The sequence below is a fragment of the Paraburkholderia sp. 22098 genome, assembly GCF_052045935.1.
Classification (GTDB): domain Bacteria; phylum Pseudomonadota; class Gammaproteobacteria; order Burkholderiales; family Burkholderiaceae; genus Paraburkholderia; species Paraburkholderia caledonica.
The window spans coordinates 172352-194501 of sequence record NZ_JBQEPV010000009.1 but is presented as its reverse complement, the minus strand read 5'-3'; the positions used below and the strand labels follow the sequence as shown (position 1 = coordinate 194501).

General features: G+C 63.1%; 18 protein-coding genes and 1 tRNA gene. 9 read left to right on the top strand and 10 right to left on the bottom strand.

Features of this window, described 5'->3' with window-relative positions; genetic code table 11:
- Nucleotides 1–174: 174 nt before the first annotated feature.
- Nucleotides 175–1527 carry an MATE family efflux transporter gene (locus ACTJLB_RS20435; protein ID WP_440784297.1) on the bottom strand — a complete coding sequence of 451 codons (1353 nt, stop codon included), beginning with the start codon at nt 1525–1527 and terminating at the stop codon, nt 175–177.
- On the bottom strand, nt 1524–1832 hold the full coding sequence (locus ACTJLB_RS20430) for a DUF2288 domain-containing protein (protein WP_027804863.1): 309 nt from the start codon (nt 1830–1832) through the stop codon (nt 1524–1526). The genes ACTJLB_RS20435 and ACTJLB_RS20430 overlap by 4 nt, the downstream gene beginning before the upstream one ends.
- Before the next feature lie 113 nt (nt 1833–1945).
- On the opposite strand from ACTJLB_RS20430, the gene ACTJLB_RS20425 reads away from it, so the two are divergent.
- The gene (locus tag ACTJLB_RS20425) at nt 1946–2686 is read left to right on the top strand and encodes a pentapeptide repeat-containing protein (protein ID WP_408473397.1); all 741 of its coding nucleotides are present in this window, start codon (nt 1946–1948) and stop codon (nt 2684–2686) included.
- Between the two features lie 839 nt (nt 2687–3525).
- Here the strand turns inward: ACTJLB_RS20425 and ACTJLB_RS20420 are convergent.
- The 3 genes from ACTJLB_RS20420 to ACTJLB_RS20410 all read right to left on the bottom strand — a co-directional run bounded on the left by ACTJLB_RS20420 (nt 3526) and on the right by ACTJLB_RS20410 (nt 5847).
- Entirely contained in the window at nt 3526–3852 is a 327-nt protein-coding gene (locus tag ACTJLB_RS20420; protein ID WP_310352288.1) for a hypothetical protein, read from the bottom strand.
- A gap of 195 nt (nt 3853–4047) precedes the next feature.
- Nucleotides 4048–4764, bottom strand: coding sequence for a peptidoglycan DD-metalloendopeptidase family protein (locus ACTJLB_RS20415; RefSeq protein WP_020069453.1), 717 nt, complete (start codon nt 4762–4764; stop codon nt 4048–4050).
- A gap of 174 nt (nt 4765–4938) precedes the next feature.
- On the bottom strand, nt 4939–5847 hold the full coding sequence (locus ACTJLB_RS20410) for an aldose epimerase family protein (RefSeq protein WP_440784296.1): 909 nt from the start codon (nt 5845–5847) through the stop codon (nt 4939–4941).
- A gap of 650 nt (nt 5848–6497) precedes the next feature.
- On the opposite strand from ACTJLB_RS20410, the gene ACTJLB_RS20405 reads away from it, so the two are divergent.
- Nucleotides 6498–7328, top strand: coding sequence for an undecaprenyl-diphosphate phosphatase (locus tag ACTJLB_RS20405; RefSeq protein WP_020069457.1), 831 nt, complete (start codon nt 6498–6500; stop codon nt 7326–7328).
- Nucleotides 7329–7396: 68 nt separating this feature from the next.
- Nucleotides 7397–7473: transfer RNA gene (locus ACTJLB_RS20400), tRNA-Arg, on the top strand.
- Nucleotides 7474–7546: 73 nt separating this feature from the next.
- On the opposite strand, the gene ACTJLB_RS20395 is transcribed toward ACTJLB_RS20400, so the two are convergent.
- Together ACTJLB_RS20395 and ACTJLB_RS20390 are read right to left on the bottom strand one after the other, a co-directional pair.
- Nucleotides 7547–7930: a DUF427 domain-containing protein gene (locus tag ACTJLB_RS20395; protein WP_027804864.1), complete on the bottom strand. Its 384-nt coding sequence runs from the start codon at nt 7928–7930 to the stop codon at nt 7547–7549.
- A gap of 247 nt (nt 7931–8177) precedes the next feature.
- Nucleotides 8178–9755, bottom strand: a complete 1578-nt coding sequence (locus ACTJLB_RS20390; protein WP_440784295.1) for an acid phosphatase — start codon at nt 9753–9755, stop codon at nt 8178–8180.
- A 333-nt stretch (nt 9756–10088) separates the two neighbouring features.
- Between ACTJLB_RS20390 and ACTJLB_RS20385 the strand changes: the two genes are divergently transcribed.
- Complete coding sequence (locus ACTJLB_RS20385) at nt 10089–11396, top strand: cytochrome-c peroxidase (protein WP_440784344.1); 1308 nt, start codon at nt 10089–10091, stop codon at nt 11394–11396.
- A gap of 65 nt (nt 11397–11461) precedes the next feature.
- Here ACTJLB_RS20385 and ACTJLB_RS20380 read toward each other — a convergent pair whose 3' ends face one another.
- A complete protein-coding gene (locus ACTJLB_RS20380) occupies nt 11462–11701 on the bottom strand; it encodes a hypothetical protein (protein WP_020069461.1) in 240 nt (79 codons plus the stop codon).
- A gap of 359 nt (nt 11702–12060) precedes the next feature.
- Between ACTJLB_RS20380 and ACTJLB_RS20375 the strand changes: the two genes are divergently transcribed.
- The gene (locus ACTJLB_RS20375) at nt 12061–12450 is read left to right on the top strand and encodes a hypothetical protein (protein ID WP_440784294.1); all 390 of its coding nucleotides are present in this window, start codon (nt 12061–12063) and stop codon (nt 12448–12450) included.
- Nucleotides 12451–12532: 82 nt separating this feature from the next.
- Nucleotides 12533–12982, top strand: coding sequence for an NUDIX domain-containing protein (locus ACTJLB_RS20370; protein ID WP_131319818.1), 450 nt, complete (start codon nt 12533–12535; stop codon nt 12980–12982).
- A 162-nt stretch (nt 12983–13144) separates the two neighbouring features.
- Here the strand turns inward: ACTJLB_RS20370 and ACTJLB_RS20365 are convergent, their stop codons facing one another.
- Nucleotides 13145–14854, bottom strand: a complete 1710-nt coding sequence (locus tag ACTJLB_RS20365) for a glutamine--tRNA ligase/YqeY domain fusion protein (RefSeq protein ID WP_440784293.1) — start codon at nt 14852–14854, stop codon at nt 13145–13147.
- Nucleotides 14855–15328: 474 nt separating this feature from the next.
- Here ACTJLB_RS20365 and ggt point away from each other — a divergent pair, with 474 nt between their 5' ends.
- Together ggt and ACTJLB_RS20355 are read left to right on the top strand one after the other, a co-directional pair.
- The gene (gene ggt, locus ACTJLB_RS20360; RefSeq protein ID WP_440784292.1) at nt 15329–17101 is read left to right on the top strand and encodes a gamma-glutamyltransferase; all 1773 of its coding nucleotides are present in this window, start codon (nt 15329–15331) and stop codon (nt 17099–17101) included.
- 81 nt (nt 17102–17182) lie between these two features.
- Nucleotides 17183–17743, top strand: coding sequence for an RBBP9/YdeN family alpha/beta hydrolase (locus ACTJLB_RS20355; RefSeq protein ID WP_440784291.1), 561 nt, complete (start codon nt 17183–17185; stop codon nt 17741–17743).
- A 40-nt stretch (nt 17744–17783) separates the two neighbouring features.
- Here the strand turns inward: ACTJLB_RS20355 and ACTJLB_RS20350 are convergent, their stop codons facing one another.
- The gene (locus ACTJLB_RS20350) at nt 17784–19004 is read right to left on the bottom strand and encodes a CaiB/BaiF CoA transferase family protein (RefSeq protein WP_440784290.1); all 1221 of its coding nucleotides are present in this window, start codon (nt 19002–19004) and stop codon (nt 17784–17786) included.
- 345 nt (nt 19005–19349) lie between these two features.
- Here ACTJLB_RS20350 and alaS point away from each other — a divergent pair, with 345 nt between their 5' ends.
- Nucleotides 19350–21974 carry an alanine--tRNA ligase gene (gene alaS / locus ACTJLB_RS20345; RefSeq protein WP_310352262.1) on the top strand — a complete coding sequence of 875 codons (2625 nt, stop codon included), beginning with the start codon at nt 19350–19352 and terminating at the stop codon, nt 21972–21974.
- Nucleotides 21975–22150 lie beyond the last annotated feature (176 nt).

Below are 22150 nucleotides of genomic sequence, written 5' to 3'. Positions count from 1 at the left end.
GTTCCTGAGTGCCGGTGTCGCGGGTTGTGCAAACGAACCATCCGGCCACCACGCGGCCCCGCCGCAGGATCCCGCGGATTATCATGGTGTGCCCACCGACACCCGTCCGCCCGCAATGGTGCCCGCGCCGGTAGCGCGTTGAGCGCGAGCGGGAAAACCGACGGGCCCTCGCCGCTACACCCCCACGCTCGTAACCACTTTCGTCAGATGACGCGCAAGCGTCGCGCCACGCGCGGCCATGAAGACAAGCATCGCGGCCCACAGGCCATGGTTGCCGTACAGCATGAGCAGCGGCCACGAGGCGCCGACGAAAATCGCGAACGACAAGACCATCGACGTCATCAGTTCTCGCGTGCGTGTTGCGCCGATAAACACGCCGTCGAGCACATAGCCGCCTACCGACACCACCGGCGAGAGCGCCGCCCAAGGCAGATAACGCTCGGCCGTGGCACGCACGGCTGCCTGATCGGTCAGGCGCTCGACGATCCACGAACCCAGGCCCGCGTACACGAGTGCGAAGCCGAGCGCGCCGAGCGCCGACCATAGCGCCGTAACCTTGATGGCCTGGACGAACGCGTGCCGGTCGCGCGCGCCGATTGCCGCGCCGACCAGCGCCTCGGCGGCGTGTGCGAAGCCGTCGAGTCCGTAAGCCATGAAGGTCTGAAAGTTCAGCAGCAGCGCGTTCGCGGCGAGCGTCGCGTCGCCCTGTTTCGCTCCGAGGTGCGCAAACCAGCCGAACGACAGCAGCAGGCACAGCGTGCGCAAAAAGATATCGCGATTGAGAACGATCAGGCGCCGCAGCGCCGCGGCGTCGAAGAGCGCCTGCCGAGTGAGGGCGGGCAGGCCGCGCGTCCTGCCGTGCCACAGCAGCGCCGCGCCGAGCACGAAGCCGAGCGCGTCGGCGGTGGCAGTGGCCGCGCCGATTCCCGCAACGCCCCAATTGAACACATACACATACAGGAACACCGCGACGATGTTCACGCCGTTGATAAACACCTGCGACAACAGCGCCAGACGCACGCGCTGCGTGCCGAGCAGCCAGCCCAGCACCACATAGTTGCCGAGCGCGAGCGGCGCGGCCCAGATGCGCGCGTGGCAGTAGAGGCGTGCGTTGCGCTGCACAGCGTCGCTTCCGCCGATGGCGCGCAAAGCGTAATCGATCAGCGGCACCTGCAGCGCGAGTATTGCGGCGCCGATCGCGGCCGCGAGCAATAGTGCTCGCACGACGTTATCGCGCAATGCCGCGTGGTCGCCCGCACCGTGCGCCTGCGCGACGAGGCCGGTCGTGCCCATGCGCAAGAAGCCGAAGCCCCAGAACACGAAGTTGAAGAAGAGTCCGCCAAGCGCGACGCCGCCGAGATACGCCGCTCCGTCCAGATGACCGGCGACGGCGGTATCCACGGCGCCGAGAATCGGCTGGGTCAGATTGGCGAGGACGATCGGAAATGCAAGCGCAAGCACGCGGCGATGCCAGCGCACCGGCAGCGCGGGCGCCGTATGTTCGACGCCTGACGCCGCTTCGCTCAATGGCGTTCCTGCACGCAAATCCACGGAGAAACGACCACGGCCCAAAGGTCAGGGTCGCGCGCGGCGAAGTCCGCGGCGGTTTCGGACTGCACTCGCTCGACAAGTCCCGCCGACAGCCATTGCGTGATCTGCGCGGTGTCGTCGCTGGCGATGGCTTCGGCCACGCTCACGAGATCGAGGTCGCTCGCGACGCGTAACAGCATGCCGCGCGCGAAGAAGCGTTCCAGTTCCGGCCAGCCGATTTTCGCTGTTTCGGCGAGGAGCTTGGCGTACAGGGGGCTATGGGCGGCGTCGTTGGAAGTCATCGTAAGCGGGTTCTGGCGGGGGTCGATACTATAAACCATCGGCGCAAGCAGCCGGCGCGGCACGCATTCCGGTACGCTTAGGCCCTTCGCAATTCGTCCGATTCTGAACCTTCATGTCACTCGATTCAACCGCGCCGGCTCCGGGCGCGCCAGTTCACGAAGTGGCCGGCGCCACGCTCACTCGCGCCGATGTCGAGCAACTGATCGCGGCAAGCGCCGTCGCGAACGGGCAGGCAAGCGGCACGCCGCTCGTCTTCAACGATTGCGATCTGGAAGGCGCCGATCTTTCGCGGCTCGACTTGCGCGGCGCGCAGTTCCACCGCTGCGCGCTTGCCGAGGCTTCGTTTTTCGGCGCAACGCTTGCGCAGACACGCTGGGTTCGTTGCCGGGCGCGCCAGGCCGATTTTGCATCGGCGGATCTCGTGGATGCGGCATTCCAGTCGAGTGATCTGAACAACACGAACTGGCGGCGCGCCAAGCTCGCGTCCGCGTCGTTTCGCGGCTGCAAGCTGACCGGCGCGAACTTCGAGGCGTGCACGGCGCTGGGCCTGAGCTTCGTCGAAACGCTGCTGGTCGGCGCGCATTTGCGCGGCCTGTCGTTCCGCAAGGCGACGCTGCATCAGCTCGATTTCTCCGACGCCGACCTCGCGGGCGTCGATTTCCGCGAGGCGATTTTCGATGGCGGCAGCCTCAAGGACGCACACTTGAAGGGCGCGCGGTTCGACGGCGCCGATCTGCGCGAAGCTGATTTGAGCGGCGTGCGGCTGGTAGACGCGGCCCTCTTCAAAGGCGCGACAATTTCGCATCTACAGGCTGCGGTGCTCATCACCGAGCTGGGATTGCGAGTCATGTAAAGCCACCGCGCAACCCGGCCGGATTATGACTTTCGGCCGACTTGTGCGGAACCGCACGAATGACTAACATCTGATTTATTCAACGCCTGAAACCTGGGATTTTAAGCGGCTTATTTGTCGGTGGATTTGAGGCGAGTTTAGAGTTTCGCCATTCGCGGATTCTCATGAGGGGTTATTGGACGTGAGCAACGCGTGCTGATTCCGATTATTTAATTGAATTGGTGCGGTGGCGCACCTAGCGTTTTTAACACCAACGATCCGCGAATAAGGCGAGGCGCCAGCGCTGGAAAGAGAGGCGCGTTATTTGTCAGCCTTGTTGCAATGAAGTGATTCAGAGCCTTGCTGCGAAAGGGTTTGCGGGCGTACTAACTCGCTTGAACCACCAGGCTAATAACTTGCCGTCTGCCGGGCTGGCCTGATTTATTGGGCGGTTATTGCCTATGTTTTCGGTTCACATAATGCGAAATCCGTGCGTCGCATCACATTGCTGTCGAAATTAAGATATTGCGCTTGTAAAACCGGGTTGTTAAATTTCGTTCTGGCGCATGGTGAACCGGTCCTTTGCCGATATGCGCCGAACCCCCGTTAGCCCGGCCTCGCGCCGGGCTTTTTTTTGGGCAGACCTTTAATTGCCGTCACCGCGATTACACACCACGCGCGGATCATAAAAGCTTACCTCTTCTTTCCTCGGTTATGACTTGGGTAATCATATTCGTTGCCGCGTGGCCAATTGCATTCGGAGCGTTACTGGCCTTCGCCGCAAGCATCGAACCGCGGTCGGGGCGTTGGGTGCGCGGCCGGCTGCACTTCGTGCAACCCGGCAGCGAGGTACGCATGCCTTACTGCTTGCAGCGGATCACCATCGAGCGGTTTTTCACGTTCGCCCCAAAAATTCCGCCGACGGTGCCGCCTGAAGTCGCGCCGTTGTCGACATCTTTCGATACGACGTCGTAGCCATAATTGCCGCAGACTTCGCCCGCGCGCTTGTAGCATTCGGCCCAGCTCGTGCTGGCGTCGCTGCCGCTGCAGTTGATCGCAAAGCCGGTGTCGCCGCTTGGCAGATAAGTCATGTTGGTGGTGGTCGAGCAGCCGCTGAGGCCGCCCAATGTCAGCAGGCCCACGCTGATCGCTGCGGCCGTCGCCACGGACGCAAATGCGCTCTTCATTGCAGATTCCCTTACAGATGGCATGAAAGACGTGGCACGAAGCCACGCGTGTCGGATTGAGCGTTTATAGCACGCAGGGTTCCCCTGTCAGTCCGTGTAACGCGGTGCTCCGGATGCGCGGACTGTAGCGCCGCGAGCCAGGCGGCGCGCCAGCAGCAGGCTGTCGCCACGCCTACGTCGCGTCTAACGTCACGTCTAACGTGCGGGCAGCGCACGCGACGGGTCGATCGAGCGGCCCTGATAGCGCAGCTCGAAGTGCAGCATGACCCGATTGGTATCGGTGTCGCCCACCTCGGCGATTTTCTGGCCTTGCGCGACGGTTTCGCCTTCCTTCACGAACAGCACGCGATTGTGCGCGTAGGCGGTCAGATACTCCGCGTTGTGCTTGAGAATCAGCAGATTGCCGTAGCCGCGCAGCCCGTTGCCCGCGTAGACGACTGTGCCGGCCGCTGCCGCAACCACAGGCGTGCCCGCTGGAGCGGAGATGTCGATGCCCTTTGAGTTTCCGCCGTCAAAGCCGCGAATGACATTGCCGTTGGTCGGCCACACGAGCGAGATCGATGACGCCGGCGGGGAAGAGGGCGCGCTCTCGACCGGCGCGGAACGCGGCGCGGCCGAAGCACTCGCGCTCCCGTTGCCGCTGCTGCGCACGGCGCCGTTCGTCGAAGCCGCGCCGTTGGGCGGATCGACACGCAGTACTTGCCCGACCTCGATGCTGTCGGGGTTCGTCAGGTTATTCCAGCGCACGATGCTTTGCACCGACTGGTGATGACTACGCGCGATCTTCGACAGTGTGTCGCCCCGTTCGACGCGATAAAAGCCCGGCCCCACCGGCGCCGACCCGCACGCGGCGATGAGCGCCACCAACGACACGCACGCGAGTCGTTTGATAATTCTTGTTGTTTCAGACATTGGACCTCGCAAAGCGCTGCCGCGCGCCGATCCCGATCACGCGGCAGGTAGATACAAAGCGTCTGATTCTAACGGTTTTGCGTTGCAGCATCGGAAAAACGGGCATTGGGCGCCCTCGGCATCTCGCGCAATAGAGCCGCGCGCACGTGACCGCTGCGCCCGTGGGACCGGAAATTAGTCGAGTTTTTCGACGCTGATGCGCAGCGCGGCGATTTCGGTCTTGCCCGGATCGAGCCAGCGCAGGCCCATGCCGTTATGAATCGCGTCGGGCAGCCCGAGCCACGGTTCGACGCAGTAGAAGTCGGACTCCGCCGCTTCGGTCCATGTCGTCACCGCGTACCAGGGCACGGAGTTCGGCCGCTGCAGATCGATGGTGATCACCCGACCGAGCCCAGGCGCGATCAGCCGTACCGGTTGTTCCGGAGCGCCCGTGAGGCAGTGGAAGCGGTCGTGAATGCGTGCTTCGTCGAGCGTGTAACGCGCTTCGCCCGGCTCGGCCGCGCTGATCGAGCCGTCTGCCTGCTGGAAGCGCCTTTCAGTGCGCGGCAATTCGAGCGACGTCTCTGCACGTTGCCGGTGCGGCAGCGTGAAGTAGAAGTGATGGCCGGCGTAATAGGGCAGCGGTGCGTCGCCGGTGTTGGCGGTCGTCAGCGTGACTTCGAGCGTGTGCGCGTCGATCAGCGTGTAGGCCGCCTCGAAGCGGAAGCCGAACGGATAACCGCCGCGCGTTGCGTCGCTATCGGTGAGCACGAGGCGCAGGCCCGCGCCGTGCACGTCGGCGTGAGCGTCGAACGGAAGGTCGCGTGCAAAGCCGTGCATGGGCAGCTCGCGGACCGTGTCCTGCGCGTCTCGCCAGTAGCCGATCTTGCCGTCCACGCGATGACGTCCGAGAAACGGAAACAGCAGCGGGTTGCCGCCGCGGATGCGCGCGGGCTGACTCCAGTCGGCGTGCTCGGGCCAATGGATCACCTCTTCGCCGTCGATGATCCACGAAAGCAGACGGCCGCCGGCTTGCGGCGCGAAGCGGAGCACGGAGGCGTCCTGAGCGATTTCGAGAATGTCCTGCTGCGGGGAAAGAGGCATGGTCGATGGTGTGATGGAGTAAGTGGTAGACGCGCCGGACGCGACAGCCGCAGCAGCTGCGACTTCCGGTACCGGCGGAAACGACGATTTTGCTCTGCTTTACGCTACGGGGAAACCCTTCTGGGGAAATTGCGGGTGTCGCAAGCGGCCGATCGTTGCCGATAATCCGTCTCACTGCCCGGTGATATCTACCGCCGGGCGAGATCGCTCAGGAGGGGTTATGGATCTCGCAATGGCAATGGGTGTCGCTCTCTTCGGCATGTTCACTGCAAGCACGGTCTACTTCTTTTACAAGCTCGATCGCTGATCTGCGTGCTCGCCCGCTGTTTGCTCGCCCGCTTCGAACGATGCGTCGCGTCGCCCATGCGCGCGGCTTGCATTTCGTAAGCTTGACGACTTCTCGAACGCGCTCATCCGGCGTTCGCCGTTAGGCGATTGAAAGGGATGCTGTCTCCCAACGGCCCTTTTCGTTTGCGTTTCGCGTAGCGACAGTCTTATGTCGTGACGCAGCGCGTCAATATCTCCCCGAATGTGGCCCAAACGCTTGGCGCTGACTTGTCAGCCAGGCATAATCGGTGCGCTTTTTAACGCGCCGGGTAGTTCGTTGTGCGGCGCGCTGTCCCCGACATCTTCCTTACAAGGACTGCCGCGTGAATCTGTCGTTTCTTATCTTCCTGAGCGTGCTGCAAGGCGTGACCGAACTTTTCCCGGTGAGCAGCCTCGGTCATACGCTGCTCGTGCCAGCATTGTTCGGCATGCATATCGATAAACACGCGCCGCAGTTGCTGCCGTTTCTCGTCGCCTTGCACCTCGGTACGGCCTTCGCGCTGCTGTGGTATTTCCGCGAACGTTGGTGCGCACTCGTACGCGGCTTCTTCGCGTCGTTTGGCGGCCGCCGTAACGACGATGCTCACATGATGTGGGCACTCATCATCGGCACGATTCCGGCTGGGCTCGTCGGCCTGCTGCTCGAGAAGCGGCTCGAACGGATTTTCCACGACCTGCGCATCGTCGCAATCGCGCTGATCGTCAACGGCGTGCTGTTGTGGCTGGGCGATCGCCTGCAGCGTTCGCGCGCGCATCAGGCGCCGGAGAAAATGGGTTTTGGCCAGGCGTTCCTCGTCGGCCTCGCCCAAGTCGGCGCGCTGATTCCCGGATTTTCGCGCAGCGGCCTCACGATGATCGCCGGCAATGCCGCTGGCCTCACGGCGGAGAAAGCCGCGGAGTTCTCGTTCCTGCTCGGCACGCCGATCATTTTCGCAGCTGGTTTGCTCGAGGTGCCGAAGCTTTTCCATGCACCGGGCCAACTCGCGGACGCACTGCTCGGCGGCGTGCTGACCGCCATCGCCGCGTATCTGAGCGTGCGTTTTCTGATGCGCTATTTCGAAGGCCGCGGACGTCTTGCTTCGTTCGGCGTGTACTGCGTGATCGCGGGCATCGTGTTCCTCGGCTGGTTTGCGCTGCATCCGCAGCCGGTCTGATAATGTGCGATGTGCCCGCCGCGTTCTGGCGGGCATGAGGCGATCGGTTATAATCCGGGCCGACCTTTGCGGCGGTAGCTCAATTGGATAGAGCACAGGTCTTCTAAACCTGAGGTTGTGAGTTCGATCCTCGCCCGCCGCGCCATTGCCCGCATGTCAAGAATCCCATCTACCGAATCCGGTGATGGGATTTTTTTATTGCCTCGCGTTTTCCCGCGTTACGACAGCGCTTGCACGTCGATCGAATCGACGCGGTCCGGATAGAACGCGAGATGTTGGGCTATCTCTTTCACAGCCGCATACGGCGACTCGTAGGTCCACACTGCATTGACCGCGCGCTCCCCGCCCGGCGTGATGCTGTAGTACGCACACTCGCCTTTGTACGGGCAGTAGGTCGTGTGGTCGGTACGCGCGAGCAGGTTCATGTCGGCGTCGTTGCGCGGAATGTAATACACCGCCGGATAAGACGCTTCGCGCAGCACGAGCGCCTTTTCCGTGTCGGCGATCACGCGACCCGCCACCGTCACGACAACGCGAGCCCGCGCGGGCTCGACGCTAATCGGATGATCGGCGCCGGGGACCTTGATGGTTCTTTCAGTCATGCTGTCGAACTCCTGATGATCGGGCGAAATGACGTCGACGCAAGTCGTCGAGCCTGTAGCGCAGCATACGCTCGTCGCGTCCGATGCGCCGCGCCGAAGGTCACCGGTCATGAGGCCCATATCACGGCCCCGGGTCTACGCGTCGCGCCAATAAATCGCGCCAATAAAAATGGGCAGCCGAAGCTGCCCGTCGAAAGCCGCGCCGCAAGGCCGGCTGTTGCTTACCAGTGCCGCTGCGCTGTCGCGCTTACTGCCTGACGTTCAGTGCGGCGGTCAGATCGCCCATCGGCTTGCCGCCGTTGGCGACGAGCGCCGAGTCGCGCGCCGCGATGCCCGGGAGCGTCGGCAGCGAGAAACGGTGCGTGATGAAGCGCAGGATCGAAGTCGTGTCGTATTGCGTGTGATCGACGAAACCCTTCTTCGCGAACGGCGAGATGATCAGCGCCGGAATACGCGTGCCCGGACCCCAGCGATCCGCCTTGGGCGGCGCGACGTGATCCCAGAAGCCGCCGTTTTCGTCGTAAGTGACGACCACCAGCATGTTGTTCCACTGCGGGCTCTTCTGCAGATGCGAAATCACGTCCGCGATATGCTGGTCGCCCGACGCGACGTCGGTATAGCCCGGGTGCTCGTTCAGGTTGCCTTGCGGCTTGTAGAACGTCACTTGCGGCAGCGTGCCGCTGTCGATCGCCTTGATGAACTCCGAGCCGCCGAGGCCGCCGTCCAGCAGATGCTGCGAACGGTTTGCCGTGCCCGGTGCGAGATCCGCGAAGTAGTTGAACGGCTGATGATGCGGCTGGAAATTAGGCGCCGTCAGGTTCGCGCCGTAAATCACGTTCGACGTGCCGTTCTGGGCGGCGCTCAACGCCGCGCCCCACGCGCCGCCGTACCATGCCCACGACACCTTCGCATTGTTCAGCAGATCGCCGATGTGTTGCTGCGTCTGCGCGGGCAACGTGGTGGCCGCGCCCGGATCGGCGAGATTCGCGTCGCCGCCCGAGGCCGCCTTGTTGCCGCTCGGCTGATACGGCGGCTGCATCGTGTTGATCGCGTAGAAGTCGGGCGTGAGGTTGCCGGACAGCACGAACTTCGGCGGCCCATTGAGCGACGAAGCCGGCGAATTGGACGCGACCTTGAGCGTCACGCCGTCGCTTTCGACGGCCGAAATCGAACCGGCCGCCGGGCTCTTGTCCGCGTTCGGATAGGTCGGCGTGCACGCGCACACGAGCCACTGGTGATTCAGAAACGAGCCGCCGAATGCGCCCATGAAAAAGTTATCGGCAAGCGTGTACTGCTGCGCGATTTTCCACAGCGGCAGCTTGTCCGCATTGAGCGTGTAATGGCCCATGACGAGGCCGCCCGAATCTGCCCATGCGGCGAACTTGTCGTTCTTGCCGCCGTCGATCTGCATCTGGTTCTCATAGAAGCGGTGATACAGATCGCGCGTCGTCGCGGTGATCGGCGTGTTGAAACCGTTGGGGTCGTCGATCGCGAACGGACTGTTCGGTAAGTTGGCCGTCATGGCCTGCGTGACGACCGGCGTCACGCCAGTTTGCGTGAGGCCGTTCCAGACCTGCGGGAGCGTCGCGAGTGTGGAGCCGTCGCGATCCAACTGCTTCGCGCTCGCCGCGCTCACGTTCTGCAAACCGTTGGCACCAGGGAAGTTGCCGTACAGGTTGTCGAAGCTGCGGTTTTCCGCGTAGATCACCACAACGTTCTTGATCGACGTGATGTCCGGTTGCGTAACCTCGTTGCCGCCGCATGCATAAAGGCTTAACACTGCAGCGATCGCCAACGGCGCCGCGCAGATCAGTTTCTTGTTCATCTTTGTAAGTTCTCTCTCTCGCGTTGGGGACGGGCCGCGTGCGTTTGATAGCTCGATGACCGCCCGCGAAAGTGTGGCGATGCAATTTGACAGAAAGATGTATTCATTACGAATTGCTTCGGCGCGGCGATTCGCTGTGGGGCGAATGTCATTTGAACGTCATATCCATGAAATACGCTCGCGGACTTCATATCGCACATTCACATCATTCACATGCGACTCGGTCTGACGGGGATCCGGAAAACAGTAGCGCCCGACGTGGCGCTGTCGCGCGCGAGGTCGGCGGTCAACCGCGGAGGTCACGCGATAGCGCTTTCGTTCGCGGTTGCGGGAATGGCGGTGAGCATGAGTCTCGCTGGCTGCGATGCCGGCACGCCGGCCGCTTCCGCAGATGCGGGTGCGAGTGCCGCTCATGCTTCGGTGGGTTCCGGTGCGGCCGTCGTGCGGGTCGCGGCGCGTGAGGTGGCACATGAGGTGACGCAACCAACACCGGCCGGCGGTCAATCGCGCGCACAAGTCTACGAATCCGTGCGGCAGATGACCGCGGTAGGCAAGCAGCTGTTCTTCGATCCGTCGCTATCCGGTTCGGGCAAGCTGGCGTGCGCGTCGTGCCACAGTCCAGACCACGCGTTTTCGCCGGCCAACTCGCTGTCCGTGCAACTGGGCGGCGGCGACATGCACCGCACCGGCATGCGCGCGGCGCCGACGCTCAAATATCTGCAATCGGTGCCGGCGTTCGCCGAGCACTATCACGAGTCCGACGACGAAGGCGACGAAAGCGTCGATGCCGGTCCAACCGGCGGCCTCACGTGGGACGGCCGCGTGGATCGCGGCAGCGACCAGGCGCGCATTCCGTTGTTGTCTTCGTTCGAAATGGGCAGCTCGCCGGCGAAAGTCACCGCCGCGATCAAGGCCGCGCCGTACGCGGGCGCCTTCCGCGCCGCGTTCGGCGAACATATTTTCGATAGCGACGACGCGACCTTCAAAGCCGTGCTGCAAGCGCTCGAAACCTTCGAGCAAACGCCCGAAGTGTTCTACCCGTACACCAGCAAATACGACGCTTATCTGGCGGGAAAGACGCAGCTAACAAAAGCCGAGCTGCACGGTTTGCAACTCTTCAACGACGAAAAGAAGGGCAACTGCGCGAGCTGTCACATCAGCCAGCGGACGCTGGACGGCGCGCCGCCGCAGTTCAGCGACTTCGGGCTGATTGCGATCGGTGTGCCGCGCAATCGCGCGCTGCCCGTGAACCGCGATCCGCGCTTCTACGATCTTGGCGCATGCGGCCCGGAGCGCACCGACCTGCAGGGACGCGCGGAGTTCTGCGGCATCTTTCGCACGCCGACGCTGCGCAACGTCGCGTTGAAGAAGAGTTTCTTCCACAACGGTATCTATCATTCGCTCGAACAGGTTCTGCACTTTTATGCCGAACGCGACACGAACCCGGAGAAGTTCTATCCGGTGTCGAAGGGGAAGGTCCAGAAGTTCGACGATCTGCCGCAGCGCTACTGGGCGAACCTGAATACGGAGCCGCCGTTCGACCGCAAGCCGGGCGACAAACCTGCGCTGAACGACGCGGAGATCAAGGACATGGTGGCGTTTCTGAATACGCTCACCGATGGCTACAAGGCGGGGAACTGACGAAGAATCTTCGGGAGCGGCGCGCCGCCACCGGATGGGCGGCGGGCACGAGGTGATCCGGCGCTTCAGATAGACGCGCCGGCGACGATGCAGAAACAGGCGGCGAGCAGCAGCGCAAAAGAGACGAGCACGCATGCGATGCCGGCGCGCGTTACAAGGTTCGGCCAGCGGGGACGGCGCAGTCCGTCGATCCGGATGATGGGCCGCGCGAGACCGGGATCGCGTCGGATAGCGACCGGCACGAGCGCCACGCAAAGCAGCGCCAGTGCGACGGCAAAGGTTTCCAGTGCAACGGTGAATTCCATGATTGGGCGTTTGAAGGGAGCAATGCGAAAGCGCAATACGGCCAATCTTAGGAAAGCGTGACGCACGGTGATATGGGAGCCATCCTAAAAATGAGAGCGCCTAAATCAGAGTGATTAGGTAAGAGCGGCTAAATGAGAGCCGCTAAATGAGAGCGGCTGCCGGTCGCGAGCTGCAGGCGCACATCGCGCATTTTTTGGGCGGGCGATTGATGCGTGGAAGGGGAACGGGTCGCCTCGGCGCAGCGCGCCCAAGCTGTCGCGACGGACATGCTATGCTTTTGGGGTCCAGATCAAGAGCGGCCATCAGTGCGCTCGAGACCGCCCAAAAACGCAGCAAAACGTATCTGAGGAGCCCCTTCATGTCGATGCGAACTCGTGCACTCCGTCAACTGACCGCCGCCGGTCTCCTGCTTGGAGCGGCCATCGGCGCGCAAGCGGCGAATCTCGGTTTCCTCAACGACACGCCGATCAGCTATATGAAAGAGCGCGACGTCGAGTCGATCAAGCAGGCGGTCTTCGCCGCGCTCGATCAGAAGCCCGACGGCGAAAGCATCACATGGGTCAATGAAGGCACGCGCAACAGCGTGAAGATCGACGCGACCATTACGATCGCGAGCACGTCGAAAGAAGGCGAGCGCACGTGTCGCGACCTCGGTGTCGTGCTCAATGCAAAAGGGCAGTCCATGAACCTGCGCCCGCAGTTCTGCAAGCAGGGCGGCGGCAAGTGGCAGTTGCAGAAGAAGAACTAGGCATGCATCCAGCCGTTGGAATGCCGGCGGATCGTTCGCGAGCCCGCACGGATGCGGTGAGTCGGACTGGGTCGGGGCGGCGATGAGTCCGCGGATCGTCTCGTGCGGAATCGTGCTACTCGATCCCGAAGGCCGCGTGCTGCTCGCGCATGCCACCGAGACATCGCACTGGGACATTCCGAAAGGTCATGGCGAGGAAGGCGAGGCCCCGCACGTCACCGCGCTGCGCGAGATGGTCGAAGAGACCGGAGTCGCAATCGAGCCGGAGCGTCTGAAGGATTTGGGCCTCTTTGTCTACCGGCGCGACAAGGATCTGCATCTGTTCGCAGCGCGCGCCACCGTCGATGAACTCGACCTGAGTTCCTACACATGCACGTCGCTGTTTCCGCGCCGCTCGGACGGTAAGCTGATTCCCGAGATGGATGCCTATCGCTGGACCGCGCCCGACGAAGTGGAAAAGTACGCGAGCCGCAGCCTCGCGCGGCTCTTTCAAACCACGCTTTCACTGACGGAATTGCATCGGTCGTTATAGCGGCGCGGCAGCGCTTCTGCTGACGATTCCCGACGCGAGAAGGCACGCACAAAGAAAAAGGCGTGCATCCGATGAGACAGATGCACGCCCTGGTCGATCACTGGTGCGCGGCTAACGCCCTCTGAAGCGGCGACGCTTGCCGTTAGCCGTTGGCTTCGCCGCTTACGCCGGCTTGCCCCAACTGTCGCGCAAACTCACGATCCGGTTGAACACGGGCTTGCCCGGCTGCGAGTCCACGCGGTCCGCGACGAAGTAACCGTGACGCTCGAACTGATAGCGCTGTTCGGGCAACGTGCCGTGCGCGCCAGGTTCGAGGTAGGCATTGACCACGCGCTTCGAGTCGGGATTCAGCGCTTCGAGGAAATCGCGGCCGCCTGCGTCCGGCTGCGGTTCCTTGAAGAGGCGGTCGTAAATGCGCACTTCGGCCGGGCACGCGGCTGCCGCGCTGACCCAGTGAATGTTGCCCTTGACCTTGTAGTTGTTCGCGCCTTCGGTGCCCGAGCGGCTGTCCGGGAAGTAGTTGCAATGCACCGCGACGATGTTGCCGTTCTCGTCCTTCTCCGCACCCGTGCATTCGATCACGTAGCCGTAGCGCAGACGCACCTTGTTGCCCGGGAAGAGGCGGAAATAGCCCTTCGGCGGCGTTTCGGTGAAGTCGTCGCGCTCGATCCACAGCTCGCGCGAAATCGGAAACTCGCGCATGCCCTGTTCCGGATGATGCGGATGCACCGGCGCACTGCACGGCTCGCTGAGGCCCTCAGGGAAGTTGTCGATGATCAGTTTCAACGGGTCGAGCACGGCGGCGATGCGCGGCGCCTTGTCGTCGAGATCGTCGCGCAGCGCGCCTTCGAACACGCTCATGTCGATCCAGGAATCGACCTTCGTTACGCCGATACGCTCGCAGAACAACTGGATCGACTCAGGCGTGAACCCGCGACGGCGCACGCCGACGATGGTCGGCATGCGCGGATCGTCCCAGCCATCCACGTGGCCTTCGTTCACGAGTTGCAGCAGCTTGCGCTTGCTGGTGATCGCGTACGTCAGATTCAGACGCGAGAATTCGATTTGCTGAGGCAGCGGGCGCGTGAAAATACCTGCTTCGGCCAGCTCGTTCAGAATCCAGTCGTAGAGCGGACGGTGGTCTTCGAATTCGAGCGTGCACAGCGAATGCGTGATGTTTTCCAGTGCGTCCGAAATGCAATGCGTGTAGTCGTACATCGGATACACGCACCACTTGTCGCCCGTGCGGTAGTGATGCGCGAAGCGGATCCGGTAAAGCACCGGATCGCGCATGTTGAAGTTCGGCGACGACATGTCGATCTTCGCGCGCAGCACGTGCTCGCCTTCCTTGAACTCGCCCGCCTTCATGCGGCGGAACAGGTCCAGGTTTTCCTCCACCGAACGCTCGCGGAAGGGCGAGGGCGTGCCGACCTCGGTAGCCGAGCCGCGGTTCGCGCGCATTTCCTCGGCGGACTGGCTGTCGACATACGCCTTGCCGCGCTGAATGAGCAGCTCCGCGAATTCGTACAGCTTGTCGTAGTAGTCGCTCGCGTAGTAGAGGTGTTCCTTGCCGTCTTTCTGCCACTCGAAGCCGAGCCAGCGCACGGCGTCGATGATCGAATCGACGTATTCGACGCTTTCCTTTTCCGGATTGGTGTCGTCAAAGCGCAGATGGCATACGCCGCCATAGCTGCGCGCCACGCCGAAGTTCAGGCAGATACTCTTGGCGTGACCGATGTGCAGATAGCCGTTCGGCTCGGGCGGAAAGCGCGTTTCGACGCGCTGGCCCCACTTGCCGGTACGGTTGTCGTCGTCAATGATGTTGCGGATGAAATTGGATGCCGCTGGCGCGTCGTTGCGTTCGGTATTCATGCGAGATGGTGAAAGTCTGTCGGGGGCGCGCAATACGCCCACTTATCCGACAATTCTACCTGACGAGGCACGATGCGACAGGCGAGTGCGGCGCGCAGCAGACGTTCGAGCGCCTTTCATGCCGCGCCGCGCCGCGAGTTATGCGGGGACTCGCGCGGCAGTTCGGGCGCAGTTCGATGCGCAGACCGGCTGTAACAGGACGTAAATCGTTTTGTTCCGCGCCTGACAGCGACTTAGCATGCCGGTCGGCGCGGGTCTGCGCGGGCGCAAGAAACGCGCTTTGCCGTCAGGCCGCCGCGCGCCGCCCCGGGCGGCCACGTCGGCGCCCGCCGATCATTCAAGAACGGTGCCGCATGCGCCGTGGCGGTGCATCCGCCTCGCGCTGCGCTCACGCAAGCCGCACGTTCCGTCTCGCCTTGCTCGGACTTTTTCCGTTCGTGCAACATGGCGCCCTAAGTTGCCGGAGTTTCTCGGATGCCAATCTTGACGCACGGCGCGCCTCGCGCGCCCTTTGCCTTTACTTCGTTCGCGCGACTGATCGCGACCGCCACGCTTTCAGCCACGTTCGCTGCGTGCATCGTCGCGCCCGCCGGGGTGTTCGCCAAAACGCCGCAGCCTAAAGCCGTGTTCGATGCATCCGCGGTGGCCGCGCCGGATCGCTACAGCGCCGACGCCGCGCAGCAAATCTTCGCCGCAGGCGGCAACGCAGTGGACGCCGCCGTGGCTATCGCCTTCACGCTGGCCGTCACGCGGCCGGACGCCGGGAACCTCGGCGGCGGTGGGTTCATGACGCTGTTCGTCGACGGCAAGCCGTATTTTCTCGACTACCGCGAGCGCGCGCCGCAGCAGGCGACGCGCGACATGTATCTCGACGACAAAGGCAACGTCGTGCCGGGCATGAGTTCCATCGGCCATCGCGCGGTCGCTGTGCCGGGCAGCGTCGACGGTATGTGGCAGGCTCAGCAGCGTTTTGGAAAGCTGAAGTGGAAGCAGGTACTCGCGCCCGCTATCCGCTACGCCACTGAAGGCTTTCAGGTCGATCCCCGGCTCCAGCAGCAGCGTGACGCGGCGGCGAAGAATTTCGCCGGCAGGACGAACTTCGACGCCTATTTCTCGGGCATGAAAGCCGGCGCCACTTATCGGCAGCCGGAACTGGCGCAAACGCTCTCACGGATTGCGAGCGACGGCGGCCGTGAGTTCTACGAAGGGCGCACCGCCGATCTGCTCGCGCAGCAGATGTACGGGCATGGTTTCGTCACGAAGGGTGATCTGCTGCAATACAAGGCCGTGTGGCGTCAGCCGCTCACTGCAAACTGGAACGGCTATCAGGTATTGACGGCGCCGCCGCCGAGTTCGGGCGGCGTGGGGCTGATCCAGATGCTGAAAATGAAGGCCGATCTGAAGCCGGCTTTCGACGGGCTCGAATTGAACTCTGCGCCGTATATCCATCTGGTCGCGCAGATCGAAGACCGCGTGTTCGCCGACCGCCAGCAGTACCTGGGCGACCCGGATTCGTACAAGCTGCCGGTCGATAAACTGCTCGACGACGCCTACCTTAGCCAGCGCGCCTCCGAAGTCAGTGCGGACGAAGCGCCAGGCGCGACGCCGGTCAAACCCGGCCTTGGCGACGCGGTACCCGAAAAAGCGCAGACCACGCATTTCTCTGTGGTGGACAAGTGGGGCAACGCGGTGTCGAACACCACGACGCTCGACGGCGAATTCGGCTCGGGCGTGGTGGTCGACGGCGCGGGTTTCCTGCTCAATGACGCGATGGACGACTTCGTGACGAAGGCCGGCGCCGCAGGCCAGTCTGGCTCGACCAGTGCGACGGCTGCCACGGGTGCGGAACTCAACACGGTGCTGGCGGGCCGCCGCCCGCTATCGTCGATGACGCCGACCATCCTGCTAAAGGACAACAAGGTGTCGCTCGTGATCGGGACGCCCGGCGGATCGCGCATTCTCACGTCGATCTTCCAGGTCATGACCGATCTCTACGACTTCAATATGCCGGCCGGCGACGCGCTCGCCGCGATGCGCTTTCATCATCAGTTACTGCCGCCCAAGACGATTTACTTCGAGCCGTACCATCCCATTACGGGCGAACTCGCCACCGCGCTGCAGGACCTGGGCTACACGCTGGAAGGGCAGTCGTTCAACGGCGACGTGCAGATGATCCGCATCGACGGCACGACGCCCGAGCCGGCCGCCGATCCACGTGGCATGGGAACAGGACGTGTGATACGTTGAGCGCTCGACGCGTTGCAGCTGGCCACCGCTGATAGCGGTCGGCCGCGATTGCGCGCTAAAACAAAATCTACGGGGAACACAATGAACGCACGACAGCCGGGCGTACTCGTATTGCCGGGTTACCAGAACTCCGGCGCAGAGCATTGGCAGACGCGCTGGGAGGCTCTTGATCCCGCATTCGCGAGGGTGCAGATGCCTGACTGGAATTATCCCGTGCGCGATGCCTGGTGCCGCGCGCTCGACTCAGCGGTAGCAGCCGCTGATGGTCCGGTCGTCTTCGCTGCCCACAGCCTCGGTTGCCTGACGGCCGCGTTCTGGGCCACGCAGTACGCGAGCGTCGCCCAGCTCGGCAAAGTGGCGGGCGCGTTGCTTGTCGCCGTTCCCGATCCCGCTGGAGCGAACTTCCCGCAGGACGCGAGCGGATTCGCGCCGGTGCCGACTGAGCGCTTGCCGTTTGCGAGCATCGTGGTCGCGAGTAGCGACGATCCATACGGTGGCGTGCCGTTCTCGCAAGCCTGCGCGAACGCGTGGGGCAGCCGCTGGATCGACGTGGGTCCGCGCGGACATATCAATGCCGACAGCGGGCTCGGCGATTGGGAGGAGGCGCGCGGCTGGCTCGCTGCGCTGCGCGCTTCCGCTTGAGCGCGGGACGAGAGGCAGCCCGCGCGGAAGCGGGCATTTCTCAAATCACGGATTGCCCGCATAACGCCGCGATCCGTTCGTCGCCGTAACCCAGCACGTCGCGCAGAACGCTTTCCGTATGCTCTCCGAGCGTGGGCGGATGCGTGAGCGCTTGTGGCGGCGTGCCCGTCATATTGATCGGATTGCGCACCAGCTTGACGGTGCCGCCCGACGGATGCGGCAGATCGACCTGCATGCCGCGCGCCACCACCTGCTCGTTTTCGAACACTTCTGCGAGATCGTTGATCGGACCGCACGGCACGCCGGCTGCCTCGAGCGCCGCGATCCAGTCCTGCTTGCCCTTTAAGCGGACCATTTCTGCGAGGATCGGCACGAGCACGTCGCGGTGTCGCACGCGTGCGGGATTGGTCGCGAAACGCTCGTCTTCGGCGAGTTCCGGGCGTTGGCCCACCTCGACGAACTTGCGGAACTGGCCGTCGTTGCCGACCGCGACGATGATCCAGCCGTCGCTCGTCTGGAACGTCTGATACGGCACGATGTTCGGATGCGCGTTGCCCCAGCGGACCGGCGGCTGACCGCTCGCGAGGTAGTTCGAATTCATGTTGGCGAGCATGGCGACCTGCACGTCGAGCAATGCCATGTCGATATATTGGCCTTCCCCGGTGCGGTCGCGGTGCGTGAGAGCCGTGAGCACGGCGATGGTCGAATACATGCCGGTCATGAGATCGGCAATCGCCACGCCGGCCTTCTGCGGGCCGCCGCCAGGCTGGCCGTCGCGCTCGCCGGTGATACTCATGAATCCGCCGATCCCCTGTACGATGAAGTCGTAGCCCGCCCGCTGCGCATACGGTCCGGTCTGCCCGAATCCCGTCACGGAGCAGTAGATCAGATCCGGCTTCACTTCTTTCAGCGACGCGTAATCGAGGCCGTATTTCTTCAGTTGCCCGACCTTGTAGTTCTCCAGCACCACGTCGCTTTGCGCGGCCAGTTCGCGAATGATCCGCTGACCTTCTGGCGACGCGATGTCGATGGTCACCGAGCGCTTGTTGCGGTTCGCCGCGAGATAGTAAGCCGCCTCGCGCGTGTCCGTGCCCTCGGGCGTCTTGAGGTACGGAGGGCCCCAGTGCCGCGTGTCGTCACCCACGTCGGGGCGTTCGATCTTGATCACGTCTGCGCCGAAATCGGCAAGCGTCTGCGCGCACCAGGGGCCGGCGAGCACGCGGGTGAGATCCAGCACGCGGATATGACTGAGAGCGCCCATGTTTGTCGATGTCTCCTATGTAAGCGGCCGGCGCGCAAGGCACCGTGTATGTGGGCAATCTTAAGCGATTCGCGGGCGCCGGCGCAGTCGGCCAAACGTCATAAGACGAATGACGCGCAATTCTCGCAAGCGCTGCAAGAGCCGCGCGAGGACCCATGCGCGGCTTGGCGCGTCCTGTGTCTCACACTACCCGGTGCGACCTGGCCGAACGGCTGACCACGCGGCAGCGCGCCGCGCGAGGCCGCCGATCCCGTATAATCAGTCGTTTAAGAAACAAACAGTTGGCGCATCTTCCGATGCCGCCGGTAAAAGTCTGGAAACAGTCAGGACCGTCCCCCGCACGCTATGAAAGCCGCCGAAATCCGCGAGAAATTCCTCAAGTTCTTCGAATCGAAGGGCCATACGATCGTTCGCTCGTCGAGCCTTGTGCCCGGCAACGACCCGACGCTGCTCTTCACCAATTCGGGAATGGTGCAGTTCAAAGATGTGTTCCTCGGCGCGGAGTCGCGTCCGTATTCGCGCGCCACTACCGCGCAGCGCAGCGTGCGCGCGGGCGGCAAGCACAACGATCTGGAAAACGTCGGCTATACCGCGCGCCACCATACGTTCTTCGAAATGCTGGGCAACTTCTCGTTCGGCGACTATTTCAAGCGTGACGCAATCCACTACGCGTGGGAACTGCTGACGGGCGTGTACCAGCTGCCGAAAGACAAGCTGTGGGTCACCGTCTATCACGAAGACGACGAAGCGCACGACATCTGGGCGAAAGAAGTCGGCGTGCCGGTAGAGCGCATCATCCGCATCGGCGACAACAAGGGCGCGCGTTACGCGTCGGACAACTTCTGGCAAATGGCAGACACCGGCCCGTGCGGCCCGTGCTCGGAAATTTTCTACGACCACGGCCCGGACGTGTGGGGCGGCCCGCCGGGATCGCCGGAAGAAGACGGCGACCGGTACATCGAGATCTGGAATCTCGTGTTCATGCAATTCAATCGCGACGCGCAAGGCAACATGACGCCGTTGCCCAAGCAGTGCGTCGACACAGGCATGGGTCTCGAGCGTATCGCCGCGGTGTTGCAGCACGTGCACAGCAACTATGAGATCGACCTGTTCCAGGCGCTCATTCAGGCAGCCGCGCGCGAAACCGGCGTGAGCGATCTCACGAACAACTCGCTGAAAGTGATCGCCGATCATATTCGCGCGTGCTCGTTCCTCATCGTCGACGGCGTGATTCCCGGCAATGAAGGTCGCGGCTACGTGCTGCGCCGTATCGTGCGTCGCGCTATCCGTCATGGCTACAAGCTCGGCAAGAAGGGCTCGTTCTTCCATCGCATGGTGGCCGATCTCGTCGCGCAAATGGGCGGCGCGTATCCGGAACTGAAGGACGCACAACAGCGCGTGACCGACGTGCTGCGTCAGGAAGAAGAACGCTTCTTCGAGACGATCGAGCACGGCATGTCGATTCTCGAAAACGCGCTGGCCGACCTCGAAAAGAAGGGCGGCAAGACACTCGACGGCGAACTTGCGTTCAAGCTGCACGATACGTATGGCTTCCCGCTCGACCTGACCGCTGACGTATGTCGTGAGCGCGAAGTGACGGTAGACGAAGCAGCGTTCGACGAAGCCATGGCGCGTCAGCGCGAACAGGCTCGCGCAGCGGGCAAGTTCAAGATGGCGCAAGGGCTCGAATATTCGGGCGCGAAAACCACGTTCCACGGCTACGAAGAAATAATCTTCGACGACGCGAAGGTTGCCGCGCTTTATGTCGATGGTGCTTCGGTGCAGGAAGTCACACACGGGCAGCAGGCCGTTGTCGTGCTGGACCACACGCCGTTCTACGCAGAGTCGGGCGGCCAGGTTGGAGATCAGGGCCTGCTCGCCAACGCAAGCGTGCGCTTTGCGGTATCCGACACGCTGAAAGTGCAGGCCGACGTGGTCGGTCATCACGGTACCCTCGAACAGGGCACGCTGAAGGTGGGCGATGTCGTCAAGGCTGAAATCGACGCGGTGCGCCGCGCCCGCACGGCCCGCAACCACTCGGCCACGCACCTTATGCACAAGGCGTTGCGCGAAGTGCTCGGCTCCCACGTGCAGCAGAAAGGCTCGCTCGTCGATCCGGACAAGACGCGTTTCGACTTCGCGCACAACGCGCCAATGACAGACGAGCAGATCCGCCGCGTCGAAGAGATCGTCAACGCCGAAGTGCTGGCGAACGCACCGGGCATCGTGCGCGTCATGCCGTTCGACGAAGCGGTGAAGGGCGGCGCCATGGCGCTGTTCGGCGAGAAATACGGCGACGAAGTGCGCGTGCTCGACCTCGGCTTCTCCCGCGAGTTGTGCGGCGGCACGCACGTGCAACGCACCGGCGACATCGGTCTCTTCAAGATCGTGATGGAAGGCGGTGTGGCGGCAGGGATCCGTCGCGTGGAAGCAATCACGGGCGACAACGCCGTGCGCTTCGTGCAGGATCTCGACGCGCGCATCAATGCCGCGGCGGCCGTGCTGAAAGCTCAACCGTCCGAACTGACACAGCGCATCACCCAGGTGCAGGATCAGGTGAAGCAGCTTGAGAAGGAACTGAGCGCGCTCAAGTCGAAGATGGCGTCAAGCCAGGGCGACGAACTCGCCGGTCAGGCGATCGAAGTGTCCGGCGTGCAGGTTCTGGCCGCCACGCTTGAAGGCGCAGATGTGAAGACGCTGCGCGAAACGGTGGACAAGCTCAAGGACAAGCTGAAGAGCGCGGCGATCGTGCTGGCTTCCGTCGAAGGCGGCAAGGTCAGCCTGATCGCCGGGGTCACCGCGGACGCGAGCAAGAAGGTCAAGGCGGGCGAGCTCGTCAACTTCGTCGCGCAGCAGGTGGGCGGTAAGGGCGGCGGCCGGCCGGATATGGCGCAGGCTGGCGGGACCGAGCCGGCAAATCTGCCCGCAGCGCTTGCTGGTGTGAAGGGGTGGGTCGAAGCGCAGCTTTGATCGGGTTTCGATCCGGCTGTTATGCGCTGGATCGAGCCGAACCTCGTTGAAAAGATCTGAAGTGGGTCACGCGGTGCGCCGGATTGTCGGCGTGGCGGGTGACCCAATTTTTTTGCTGCGTCGGCGTTCGGTTAGCGTCTCCGGCTTACCGTTGGGGAGCGAGATACGGCGGCGTG